Raw genomic sequence first — 11,712 nt, forward strand, 5'->3', positions numbered from 1 at the left:
TTTTTAGTCGCTGCCCGACCTCTGCGCTTGCGGAATACCCGCTATGAGTTATACCGATTAGCCCTTTCGGCCCAACAAGATGACTGATACCTTTTTGCGTCATGACTGATCCCCAGCTAGATGCCCTGTTCGCACCCCTCGAAGAAAACCACGGTGGCAACACCGAAATGGTGCTCGAACGGACTCCGCCTCATAACTTCGAGGCAGAGGCAGCACTCCTTGGTGCTATCCTGAACAATAACGCCGCGTATGAACGCGTTTCAGATATCCTGCGTCCCGAGCATTTCGCAGATGCCCGCCATGGCCGTATTTTTGAAGCCTGCGGCAAACTGATTGAACGCGGACAGCTTGCCAACCCGGTCACCCTGTCGGCGTTTTTCCGTCAGGACGAACATCTGGCCGAAATCGGCGGCGCACAATATCTGGCGGAATTGTCAAACAACCTTGTCTCGGTCATTAACGCTGGTGATTACGGCAAGCTGGTCTACGACCTGTATCTGCGCCGCGAACTGATCGAAATCGGCGAAGACACCGTCAACGAGGCCTATCGCTACGAAATTGAAACCGACGCCGCCAATCAGATCGAGAAAGCCGAACAGAAACTTTTCTCTCTGGCGACGGCGGGTGCTGCAGAATCCGGTTTCGTTGCTTTCGGCCCAGCCCTGACCAAGGCATACGAGAATATCGAACACGCCTATAAGAACGCTGGCAAGGTTGTCGGGGTTACCACGGGCCTGCGCGATATCGACCGCAAGCTTGGCGGTCTGCACGCTTCTGACCTGCTGATCCTTGCCGGACGTCCATCAATGGGTAAAACCGCGCTTGCAATGAACGTGGCATTTAACGCAGCCATTGCATCGCATCAGAACCGAAATACCGGTGCAGAGGCGGGCGACGAACTCAAGACCGGCGCTGTCGCGGTTTTCTCGCTCGAGATGGCGGCAGAACAGCTGGCCGGTCGACTTCTGTCCCAGGCAGCCGAGGTTTCGGGCGACAATATGCGCCGTGGTGATTTGAACGAAGACGATTTCCAGCGTCTTGTCGTTGCCACCCAGGAACTCAATACCGTTCCGCTTTATATCGACGATACACCGGCCCTTCCGGTTTCGACCCTGCGGACACGTTGCCGCCGCCTGAAGCGCCAGCACGGCCTTGCAATGATCGTTGTCGATTACCTGCAGCTTCTCGCACCGCCGACCAACTTCCGGGGTGATGGCCGTGTGCAGGAAGTTTCCGAGATTACCCGTATGCTCAAGGCAATCGCCAAGGAACTCGAAGTACCGGTCCTTGCCCTCTCGCAGCTCTCGCGTGCGGTCGAGCAGCGAGAAGACAAACGTCCACAGCTTTCGGATTTGCGTGAATCCGGCTCTATCGAGCAGGACGCCGACGTCGTCATGTTCATTTACCGTGAACAATATTACCTCGAACGTGCTGAACCGGCACAGCGCCCGGAAGAAGCCACCGACAAGTTCGGCGAACGTTATGCCCACTGGCAGGACCGCCTGAACCACGTCTACAACACCGCAGAAGTCATCATCGCCAAGCAGCGTCACGGCCCGGTGGGCAACGTGCGTCTGTTCTTTGACGGGAACTACACCAAGTTTGGCGACCTTGACCATACCGAAGAAGAATATGAATAGGCCTTGGGCCTGAACCTGAAACGGACTCCACGGGGTATTGCGAATGAGCGTTCTTCCCGCCGCCGGCCGTGCTGCTGAGTGTGCCGAACTTCAGATCAATCTGAAGGCGATTGCCGACAACTATCAAATCATCAAGAAACGCTATAAAGGGCGGACTTGTGGTGCTGTTGTCAAAGCAGATGCCTATGGCCTTGGCGCACAAACCATTGTGCCGGTTCTGAAAAAGCAGGGTTGCCGTCTTTTCTTTGTCGCACAGGCAAACGAGGCAGCCGACCTGTTCCCGCTTTTGCGGGGCGGCGGTCGCATTGCTGTTCTGAACGGCGTTCTGCCCGGTGACGAAGAATTCTTTATCGAAAATGATGTGATCCCGGTCCTCAATGATCTTGGCCAGATTGAACGCTGGTCCAATCTGTGCCGTGAATATGAACGCCCGGCACCGGCATTCATTCATCTTGATACCGGCATGAACCGACTGGGTCTTTCCCCGCACGAAATGGGCGAACTGGTTGATCGTTATTCGTCGCTTCTGTATGGCTTCGAGAAGGCTGGCTATATGACCCATCCGGCTGCCGCCGATGAAGCCGGCAACCCGGTCACCGGCGAACAGTACGAACTGTTCATGAAATGGTATCGCCGCCTGCCGCCTGCCCCGCGCGGTTTTTGCAATTCGTCGGCGATTTTCCGCAACAACGATTACCATCTTGAATTCTGTCGACCGGGCTTTGCACTTTGGGGGGGCAACCCCACCCCGGAAACCGCCAATCCGATGCGCCCGGTGGTCACCCTGAATGCCAAGGTGCTTCAAGTTCGCCAGATCGAACCCGGTGAAGCTGTCGGATATGGCAACACCTGGCATGCAAAACGCGCAAGCCGTATTGCAACCGTCGCTGTGGGGTATGCAGATGGTTGGCTGCGTTCGCTGTCAAACAATGGCAAGGTTCGCATCAAAGGGCATGAAATCCCCTATGTCGGGCGCGTTTCAATGGATGCCATCAGCATAGATATCACCGATCTTCCGGGAAAACCGATACAGCCCGGTGACATGATCCCGCTGATCGATGGCAAAATGACGGTTGACGACGTAGCAAGTGCTGCGGGTACAATCGGTTATGAAGTACTGACTTCTCTTGGACATCGCTACCGGCGGGTCTATACAGAAAGCTGACTTGAACAAATCGGCCAACGCCACTGACTGGCCAGCAACAGGGGAAATAATAATTCCAATGCCGATCTTTGCGCCGGTTGGCCGTATGTTTCTTGCCTTTTTGGCCGTTGTCGGTCGCGTTACGGTCTTTGCCGGGCGCACCGTTGGCCACATGGCAACACCACCATTCTATTTCCGCCTGATTTTCAAACAGATGCGCGAGATCGGATATTTCTCGTTGCCGGTCGTCGCCATGACGACCCTGTTTGCCGGGATGGTCTTGGCCCTGCAATCCTATTCGGGCTTTTCACGCTTTTCTGCCGAAAGTGCGGTTGCCACCGTTGTCGTGATTTCCATGACACGTGAACTGGGTCCGGTTCTGGCGGGGCTCATGGTTGCCGGTCGTGTGGGGGCTGCGATTGCAGCTGAAATCGGCACCATGCGTGTCACGGAACAGATCGACGCATTGGTGACCCTGTCGACCAATCCATTCAAATATCTGGTTGTTCCACGTGTCGTTGCCGGACTGATCACCCTGCCGGTACTGGTTCTGATCGGGGATATCATCGGGGTTCTGGGCGGATATCTCGTCGGGGTCAACAAGCTTGGCTTTAATGACGGGTCCTATATTCGCAACACGTTCCAGTATCTTGAACAGCTTGATGTGATTTCCGGTCTGGTGAAGGCTGCGGTTTTCGGGTTCCTGATTACGCTGATGGGCTGCTATCACGGTTATCATTCGCGTGGCGGCGCGCAGGGTGTCGGCCAGGCAACGACCAATGCCGTGGTTTCGAGCTCCATCCTGATCCTGATTTCGAATTACATCGTCACCGAACTTTTCTTCACACGCTAAGGGCGGGATATGAGCGAAACAGCCAAAATCTCGCTTCGTGATGTGCACAAATCCTTTGGCTCCAAAAAGGTGCTTCAGGGGGTTAATCTGGATGTCGCATCAGGAGAATCCGTTGCCATCATCGGCGGTTCGGGAACCGGAAAATCCGTTACACTGAAATGCGTTCTGGGTTTGCTGATACCCGAACAAGGATCCATAAGGGTCAACGGTGTTGAAATGGTCGGGGCATCGCGGTCCGCCCGTGAAGACATGCTTGATCATACCGGCATGCTGTTTCAAGGGGCCGCGTTGTTTGACTCCCTGCCTGTTTGGGAAAATGTCGCCTTCGGTCTGATCGAAGGCCGCGGCATGAAACGCAAACAGGCACGTGACATTGCGATTGCACGCCTTGCCGATGTCGGCCTTGGCTCCGAAGTCGCCAATATGTCGCCTGCCTCCCTTTCGGGCGGCATGCAAAAGCGTGTTGGTCTGGCACGTGCCATTGCGACCGAACCGGAAATCCTGTTTTTCGATGAACCGACCACCGGCATTGATCCGATTATGGGTGATGTGATCAACGACCTGATCGTCAAATGCACCCGCGAACTCGGTGCTTGCGCCATGACCATCACGCATGACATGGCAAGTGCGCGCAAGATCGCTGATCGTGTTGCCATGCTGTATCAGGGAAAAATCATCTGGGATGGTCCGATATCTGAAATCGACAATGCCGATAACCCCTATTTGCAACAGTTCGTTTCGGGTGATATCGAAGGTCCTCTGGATCTTGATCTGAAGCATCTCTGATCACAGATCAAGCCCCCTCGCCCGTATCGTTTCATCCTTATGCGCGGAGCCATCAGTGGCCAAAACCCAAAGTCGTTTCATTTGCCAGAATTGCGGTGCCGAATACCGGAAATGGACGGGGCGTTGTGACGCGTGCGGGGAATGGAACAGCATCGAGGAAGAGCGTATTGAAGCCAGCCCCAAGGCAACCGGCAGCATCGCCACCGGATCAAAAGGCAAACAGCTTGATTTCGTTGCACTTGAAGGCGAAAGCGCAAGCCCGCCCCGCATCATAACCGGGATTGCCGAACTTGATCGCGCGGTTGGTGGCGGCCTTGTGCCGGGGTCGGCCCTTCTGGTTGGCGGCGATCCGGGGATTGGTAAATCGACGATCCTGTTGCAGGCCGTTGGCGTCCTGTCAGCCGGACATAAATGCGCCTATATCTCGGGCGAGGAAGCGGTTGATCAGGTACGCATGCGCGCCGCCCGTCTTGGACTTGAAAAATCAAAGGTCGATTTTGCCGCCGCCACCAGCCTGCGCGATATCATCGCAACGCTCGATCAAAGCACGCATGAAGTCGTGGTCATCGATTCCATCCAGACCATGTATGCCGACACCCTTGATAGCGCACCGGGTACAGTCTCGCAGGTTCGCGCCTGCGCACTTGAACTGATCCGCCTTGCCAAACGCAAGGGATTTGCCGTGATCCTTGTCGGCCACGTTACAAAGGAAGGCCAGATTGCCGGTCCCCGTGTTCTGGAACACATGGTCGATACAGTTTTATATTTCGAAGGCGAACGCGGCCATCAATTCCGCATTCTGCGCGCGGTTAAAAACCGTTTCGGTGCCACCGATGAAATCGGTGTATTTGAAATGGGCGATGCCGGCCTGGTCGAAGTCCCGAACCCATCCGCTCTTTTCCTTGCCGACCGCGAAGCGCCGGTATCTGGTACTGCCGTTTTCGCCGGGCTTGAAGGCACACGCCCAATGCTGGTGGAAATACAGGCACTTGTCGCACAATCGGCACTCGCCACACCGCGTCGTGCGGTTGTGGGCTGGGATTCGGCCCGCATGAACATGATCCTTGCGGTTCTTGATGCGCGTTGCGGCCTGCCGCTTAGCCAGTTTGACGTTTATCTGAACGTTGCTGGCGGCATGCGTGTTGGTGAGCCGGCTGCCGATCTTGCCGTCGCTGCCGCCCTGATATCCGCTGTGGCAGATGCGCCGGTTCCCGCCGAAACCGTCATTGTCGGTGAAGTCGGTCTTTCCGGTGAAGTTCGCCCGGTGGGACAAATCGAATCGCGCCTCAAAGAAGCCGCCAAACTTGGCTTTGTGAATGCCTATAGCCCGCGAACCGGAGCCAATGGCAAGAAGAAGATCACGATCAAGGGCCTTAACCAGCGTGAAATCGGCCATCTTCAGGATTTGGTAAATCTCTTCGGCGACGATGTCCGCGACAAGGTGCGCCCGCGCGAAGGCATGTATTGATCATTGCCTTGGTGTTTTTCGTGCCTATTGCGAACAGACTGATCAACAGGATTTACTGAATTATGGACTTCTCCAGCCTGCCCGATCTGGGTGCACGGGACGTATTCGATCTGGTGATTGTGGGCATTGTCCTGATCTCGGGTCTGTTTGCATTTTTCCGGGGCTTTATTCATGAAACCCTGTCGATGATGGGTTGGGTCGGGGCCGGGGTCTGCGCACTTTACGGCTATCCGATTGCACGCCCTTATGTTCGCGACCTGATCCCGTCCGAACTGATCGCCGATCTCGCAACCGGGGTCGGCCTGTTTCTGATCACCTTCCTGATCTTTTCCTTCATCAGCGGTCGCATTGGCCGTGCCGTTCAGAATTCCGGCCTCGATAGTCTCGACAGCACGCTTGGCTTTGTTTTTGGGCTTTTGCGCGGCGGGCTTATCGTCTGCATCGGTTTTCTGGCTTTGTCCTGGCTTCTGCCGGCAACCTCGCAACCCGACTGGGTTCGCGATGCCCGTACCCGCCCGGTTCTGGAAGAAGGTGCGTTCCTGCTGATGCGCGCAATGCCCGATGAAATCTTTGACACAACCGCCGAAGAAATGGCCCGCGCGCAACGTGATGCAGAAATCAACGAGCAGACATACCGTCAACTTCTGGGTCCGGAGCCAAAAGGTGCTGGACCCAAGCCCATAAACGGGTATACAAGGCCCTCGCGCGATGATTTGGATCGTCTGATTGAGGCGACCACCAACGAGTGAGGCGACAGGGTTTCGCATGGGTGCGGCATCCTGCGCCACCGGCGAGAGAGCGGAACCCACTCATGCTGACCACCAATCCATTTGACGACGACAAGCTGCGTGAAGAATGCGGTGTTTTCGGTGTTTTCGGATCGCCCGATGCGGCGGCCCTGACGGCCCTTGGCCTGCATGCGCTTCAGCATCGCGGGCAGGAAGCCGCCGGCATCGTTTCCTATGACGGCGAAGATTTCCCTGCGCACCGGGCGTCCGGTCAGGTCGGGGATATCTTCGGTTCTGAGGACGTAATCAAAAGCCTGCAGGGCCACCGTGCCATCGGCCATGTGCGCTATTCCACTGCCGGGGGCAAAGGCCTACGCAACGTGCAGCCACTTTTTGCCGATTTCGAATTCGGCGGACTGGCAATTGCGCATAACGGCAACCTGACCAACGCGCTCGCGGTGCGTGAACGTCTGGTCAAACGTGGCTCGATCTTCCAGTCGACCTCGGACACCGAAACCTTCATTCACCTGATCGCAACCAGCCTGTACGAAAAGATCGTTGATCGCCTGATCGACGCCATCCGTCAGGTCGAAGGCGCATATAGCCTTGTGGTCATGACCCAGAAGAAACTGATCGGTGTGCGTGATCCGCTGGGTGTGCGTCCGCTGGTTCTGGGCAAGCTGAATGACAGCTATATCCTTTCATCGGAAACGGTTGGCCTTGATATCGTTGGCGCGGAATTCATTCGCGACGTCGAACCGGGCGAAATCGTTGAAATAACAGATGACGGCCTCAAATCGATCAAACCGTTCAAGCCGGTCAAATCGCGCTTCTGCATTTTTGAACATGTCTATTTCGCCCGCCCCGACAGCATCGTCGAAGGCACAAGCGTTTATGACGTGCGCAAAAATATCGGTCGCGAACTGGCACTGGAATCCGGTGTTGAAGCCGATGTGGTCGTACCGATCCCCGATTCCGGCGTTCCGTCCGCGCTTGGCTATGCCGAGGCAAGTGGCGTCCCGTTTGAACTGGGCATCATTCGCAACCATTATGTCGGTCGGACCTTTATCGAACCAACCGATCAGATCCGCCACCTTGGCGTGAAGCTGAAACACAACGCCAACCCCGGCAAGCTTAAGGGCAAACGCGTTATTCTGGTCGACGATTCCATCGTTCGCGGCACCACCTCGACCAAGATTGTCGACCTGGTCCGTCAGGCCGGTGCGGCCGAAGTGCATATGCGCATCGCAAGCCCGCCGACCACCAATCCATGCTTCTATGGTGTTGATACACCATCAAAAGAAAAACTGATGGCGGCCAATCACGACATCGAAAGCATGGCAAAGATCATTGGTGTCGACAGCCTTGCCTTTGTCACCATTGATGGCCTTTATCGCGCAGCCGGTCTCCCGGGACGCGACAATGACAGTCCGGCCTTCTGCGATGCCTGCTTCACCGGTGATTACCCGATCCGTCTGGTCGATCATCAGGCAGAAAACAAGGACCGTAAACTCAGCCAGCTTGTCGAAAGGCAGTCCGCATGAGTAACGCGAAGCGCCTTGAAGGCCGTGTAGCCCTGATTACCGGGGCCTCGCACGGGATCGGTCGCGCGGTTGCAAAACGTTTTGCTGCCGAAGGTGCCACTGTCATTGCGCTCGGTCGGAATGTCGGTGCGCTCGAAGAACTTGATGATGAAATCCGGGCTGATGGCGGCAAACTTGTGCTGCTACCAATGGATTTGACCATGTATGAAAAGATCGATGCCATGGGTGCATCGATCTATGAACGCTTTGGCAAGCTTGATATCGTCGTTGGTAATGCCGGACTTCTGGGGGAACTTGCTCCGGTCGGTCATATTGATACCCAGGTATTTGAAAACACATATGCGACCAACGTCACGGCGAATTTCCGCCTGATCCGCAGTGTCGACAAACTCCTGCGCCTTTCCGATGCCGGTCGTGCGATCTTTGTGACCTCGAATGCCTCGTCCAAGGGACGTGCTTTCTGGGGCCTTTATGCGTCGACCAAGGCCGCGCTGGAAAGTCTGGTGCTATCCTATGCCCAGGAAGTCGAAGAAACGCCCATACGCGTTAATCTGATCAATCCGGGCCGTATCCGCACCAAGATGCGCGCCGAAGCCTATCCGGGTGAAAATCCCGAAGCACTTCCGACCGCCGAAAGCATCACCGACGTGTTTGTCGATCTGGCGGCCGCCGATTGCACACGTCATGCAGAAGTCGTCGACGCCTACTGATACGACACTGATCGATACTGCGAAGGCCGGACGGATTGATTGTCCGGCCTTTTTCAATTCAGGCGGATGTTTTCAGCACAGAAATCCAGAAATGCCCGAACACGGGCCGGTAAATGCCCCCGCCCGCCAATATAAACGGCGTTAATATCAACACCGCCACCGGGGTAAAATTCGTCCAGCAAGGGTTCAAGCCCGCCATTTGCCAGATCGTTTTCGATGTGAAACCGGGCAAGCCGCACGATACCGCCCCCGGCAACCGCCAACTGACGCGCACTTTCGGCATCTCCGACATCAAATACACCACCCGGGGTTACCGAAACATCCTGTCCTTTTACCCGGAACGGCCAATCGGAAATAACCCGCTGAAAGTTGTATCCGATCAGCGTATGGTTTTGCAGATCATCGACAGTCATCGGGCGACCGTGTTTCGCAAGATAAGACGGCGATGCGGCAATCGCCATGCGGCATTGCCCAAGCTTCCGCGCGATCAGGCCCGATGACTGTAACGGACCGCTCCGGATTGCGACATCGGCACGTTCTTCATAAAGATCAATCACCTTGTCACTGACCGTAACGTCGATGGTGATATCGGGATAACGTTCGCGAAAATCTGGCAACAGCGGCACCAGACGATGCAGTCCGACAGGGACGTTGACCGTGACCCGCAACCGCCCGCGTGGTACCATTGCGGTTGCCGCTTCCTGCTCCGCCTCATTCAGATCGGCAATGATATCAAGTGCCCGCTCATAAAACCGCTGCCCTTCGGATGTCAGATGTAGCTTGCGGGTTGATCGGTTAAACAATCGCGTGCCCAGCCGGTCTTCCAACCGCCCGACAAGCTTGCTGACGGCGGATGGTGTCATGTTGAAATCACGTGCCGCAGCAGAAAACCCGCCGCGTTCAACAACACGCACGAAGACTTCCATCTCGCCGGACCGGTTGGTTTCAAGTCGCGCCACAGTGAATTCAACTCACAAATCTTCTTCTTCGGATAGCACTAGTTGAAAATAAGCCATTTGTCCATATTCCCCTCATAAACCATTTCCTGTGACGGAGAAGACAATGGAATACAGACAATTGGGGAATTCCGGTTTGCGTGTCCCGGCACTCAGCTTTGGTGCAGGTACCTTTGGCGGCCAAGGCCCCCTGTTCGGCGCATGGGGTACAATTGACGCCCGCGAAGCCAGCCGCATGATCGATATCAGCCTCGAAGCAGGTTTGAATATGTTCGACAGCGCCGACGTCTATTCCGATGGTGCATCCGAACAAGTTCTGGGTGAAGCCATCAAAGGACGCCGTGACAAGATCATCCTGTCGACCAAGCTTGCCTTGCCGGTTGGCGAAGGCCCGAATGACTTTGGCACCTCGCGCTACCGTCTGATCACCGCAACCGATGCCGCCCTGAAGCGCCTTGGGACTGATTACATCGACCTGCTGCAGCTTCATGCCTTTGATGCCTTCACCCCGGTTGAGGAAGTCTTATCGACGCTTGATGACCTCGTACGGGCCGGGAAGCTACGTTATATCGGTGTTTCGAACTTTGCTGGATGGCAGATCATGAAATCGCTTGCCGTGTCTGATCGTCTTGGGTACAGCCGCTATGTTGCCCATCAGGTTTACTATTCACTGGTGGGGCGGGATTACGAATGGGATCTGATGCCGCTGGCACAGGATCAGGGATTGGGCGCACTGGTCTGGAGCCCCTTGGGCTGGGGCCGGTTGACCGGCAAAATCCGCCGCGGCACACCGATCCCTGATGGCAGCCGCCTGCATGAAACCGCACAATTCGGCCCGCCGGTTGATGAAGACTATCTATATGACATTGTCGATGTGCTTGATGAAATAAGTGCCGAAACCGGCAAAACCGTCCCGCAGATTGCCATCAACTGGCTGCTGCACCGGCCTACCGTGGCATCGGTGATTATCGGCGCCCGCAATGAACAGCAATTGCGCGACAATCTGGGTGCGGTTGGCTGGTCTCTTTCCAGCGAGCAAATCACCCGCCTTGATGCCATCAGCCAAAGGCAACCACCCTACCCGCATTACCCCTATTTTATTCAGGAAGGCTTCGCCCGATTGAACCCGCCATTATTTGCATAAAGGTAATACAAACGCCTGTAACAGGACCGATCATCCGATGTTGATCACAACGGATTGATCGGCCCTGTCTTGTCTTTGCCAACATCAACGGTTAGTCGGAATATCCGGTTTGATCATACCACGGATGCCCGATGCAATTTCTGCGCTGCCTTCTCGTTTCTGCAATCTTTACAATCTCGGCATCTGCCATCGGGGGGACTGAAGCGTCACCACTGACTCTGATTGGCGAAAGCAGCCAGTTTGTCGAACTTGATCCCCAACGGATTGCGCGCAACACCCGCTTTTATGACCGGCGAAATCACCCGACCGATATCGGCGCCTATCGCGGCAAGGTGGTTCTGATCAATTTCTGGGCCAGCTGGTGCCTGCCCTGTATGGCCGAAATGCCATCGCTTGATCAGTTGGCCAATGATCACTCCAATGATGACCTTGTCATTATTCCGGTCTCGATAGATAAAGACGGTTTGTTGGCAGCCATTCCCTTTTACCGCCGTTTAGGCCTTGAAAATATTGACCTTTTCGTCGACCCAAACGGTGAAACCGCCTATAGCGACCATGACAATCCAAAGAATGCCGAGTTTGCCCTTTATGGCCTGCCGATCACATACGCCCTTGATCGTGATGGCCGCATTCTTGGCTATATAACGGGAATGGTCGACTGGCAATCAGACGATGCCGCGGATTTCATTGACCGCCTCCTGCGGCCTGCCAAATAAAAACGGGGGCATTTCCGCCCCCG

At 55.5% G+C, this 11,712-nt stretch carries 11 protein-coding genes; 10 read left to right on the forward strand and 1 reads right to left on the reverse strand.

Features of this window, described 5'->3' with window-relative positions; all coding sequences use genetic code 11:
- Positions 1-101 precede the first annotated feature (101 nt).
- From LG297_RS13780 to LG297_RS13815, 8 genes are all read left to right on the forward strand, one after another.
- Positions 102-1,640, forward strand: coding sequence for a replicative DNA helicase (locus LG297_RS13780; RefSeq protein WP_404421172.1), 1,539 nt, complete (start codon positions 102-104; stop codon positions 1,638-1,640).
- A 43-nt stretch (positions 1,641-1,683) separates the two neighbouring features.
- On the forward strand, positions 1,684-2,805 hold the full coding sequence (gene alr / locus LG297_RS13785; protein WP_404421174.1) for an alanine racemase: 1,122 nt from the start codon (positions 1,684-1,686) through the stop codon (positions 2,803-2,805).
- 58 nt (positions 2,806-2,863) lie between these two features.
- Positions 2,864-3,637: an MlaE family ABC transporter permease gene (locus LG297_RS13790; protein ID WP_404421176.1), complete on the forward strand. Its 774-nt coding sequence runs from the start codon at positions 2,864-2,866 to the stop codon at positions 3,635-3,637.
- Between the two features lie 9 nt (positions 3,638-3,646).
- Complete coding sequence (locus tag LG297_RS13795; RefSeq protein WP_404421178.1) at positions 3,647-4,423, forward strand: ABC transporter ATP-binding protein; 777 nt, start codon at positions 3,647-3,649, stop codon at positions 4,421-4,423.
- A gap of 55 nt (positions 4,424-4,478) precedes the next feature.
- Positions 4,479-5,891 (forward strand): DNA repair protein RadA, encoded by a 1,413-nt coding sequence (gene radA / locus LG297_RS13800; protein WP_404421180.1) that lies wholly within the window; start codon positions 4,479-4,481, stop codon positions 5,889-5,891.
- Between the two features lie 62 nt (positions 5,892-5,953).
- The gene (locus LG297_RS13805) at positions 5,954-6,640 is read left to right on the forward strand and encodes a CvpA family protein (RefSeq protein ID WP_404421182.1); all 687 of its coding nucleotides are present in this window, start codon (positions 5,954-5,956) and stop codon (positions 6,638-6,640) included.
- 62 nt (positions 6,641-6,702) lie between these two features.
- Positions 6,703-8,163: an amidophosphoribosyltransferase gene (gene purF, locus LG297_RS13810; protein ID WP_404421184.1), complete on the forward strand. Its 1,461-nt coding sequence runs from the start codon at positions 6,703-6,705 to the stop codon at positions 8,161-8,163.
- Positions 8,160-8,873 carry an SDR family NAD(P)-dependent oxidoreductase gene (locus tag LG297_RS13815; RefSeq protein ID WP_404421186.1) on the forward strand — a complete coding sequence of 238 codons (714 nt, stop codon included), beginning with the start codon at positions 8,160-8,162 and terminating at the stop codon, positions 8,871-8,873. The genes purF and LG297_RS13815 overlap by 4 nt, the downstream gene beginning before the upstream one ends.
- Before the next feature lie 53 nt (positions 8,874-8,926).
- Here LG297_RS13815 and LG297_RS13820 read toward each other — a convergent pair whose 3' ends face one another.
- Entirely contained in the window at positions 8,927-9,832 is a 906-nt protein-coding gene (locus LG297_RS13820; protein WP_404421188.1) for a LysR family transcriptional regulator, read from the reverse strand.
- Between the two features lie 103 nt (positions 9,833-9,935).
- Here LG297_RS13820 and LG297_RS13825 point away from each other — a divergent pair, with 103 nt between their 5' ends.
- Both LG297_RS13825 and LG297_RS13830 read left to right on the forward strand, forming a co-directional pair.
- A complete protein-coding gene (locus LG297_RS13825) occupies positions 9,936-10,973 on the forward strand; it encodes an aldo/keto reductase (protein ID WP_404421190.1) in 1,038 nt (345 codons plus the stop codon).
- A gap of 131 nt (positions 10,974-11,104) precedes the next feature.
- Positions 11,105-11,689, forward strand: coding sequence for a redoxin family protein (locus tag LG297_RS13830; protein WP_404421192.1), 585 nt, complete (start codon positions 11,105-11,107; stop codon positions 11,687-11,689).
- The last annotated feature ends 23 nt before the right edge of the window (positions 11,690-11,712 follow it).

It is taken from the genome of Thalassospira australica (genome assembly GCF_044790785.1).
Taxonomy (GTDB): domain Bacteria; phylum Pseudomonadota; class Alphaproteobacteria; order Rhodospirillales; family Thalassospiraceae; genus Thalassospira; species Thalassospira australica_A.

Excerpts from the sequence above, each read along its gene's own strand:
- purF (WP_404421184.1), top strand. The coding sequence starts at position 6,703 with ATGCTGACCACCAATCCATTTGACGACGACAAGCTGCGTGAAGAATGC.
- LG297_RS13780 (WP_404421172.1), top strand. The coding sequence starts at position 102 with ATGACTGATCCCCAGCTAGATGCCCTGTTCGCACCCCTCGAAGAAAAC.
- LG297_RS13830 (WP_404421192.1), top strand. The coding sequence starts at position 11,105 with ATGCAATTTCTGCGCTGCCTTCTCGTTTCTGCAATCTTTACAATCTCG.
- alr (WP_404421174.1), top strand. The coding sequence starts at position 1,684 with ATGAGCGTTCTTCCCGCCGCCGGCCGTGCTGCTGAGTGTGCCGAACTT.
- LG297_RS13815 (WP_404421186.1), top strand. The coding sequence starts at position 8,160 with ATGAGTAACGCGAAGCGCCTTGAAGGCCGTGTAGCCCTGATTACCGGG.
- LG297_RS13805 (WP_404421182.1), top strand. The coding sequence starts at position 5,954 with ATGGACTTCTCCAGCCTGCCCGATCTGGGTGCACGGGACGTATTCGAT.
- LG297_RS13795 (WP_404421178.1), top strand. The coding sequence starts at position 3,647 with ATGAGCGAAACAGCCAAAATCTCGCTTCGTGATGTGCACAAATCCTTT.
- LG297_RS13790 (WP_404421176.1), top strand. The coding sequence starts at position 2,864 with ATGCCGATCTTTGCGCCGGTTGGCCGTATGTTTCTTGCCTTTTTGGCC.
- LG297_RS13825 (WP_404421190.1), top strand. The coding sequence starts at position 9,936 with ATGGAATACAGACAATTGGGGAATTCCGGTTTGCGTGTCCCGGCACTC.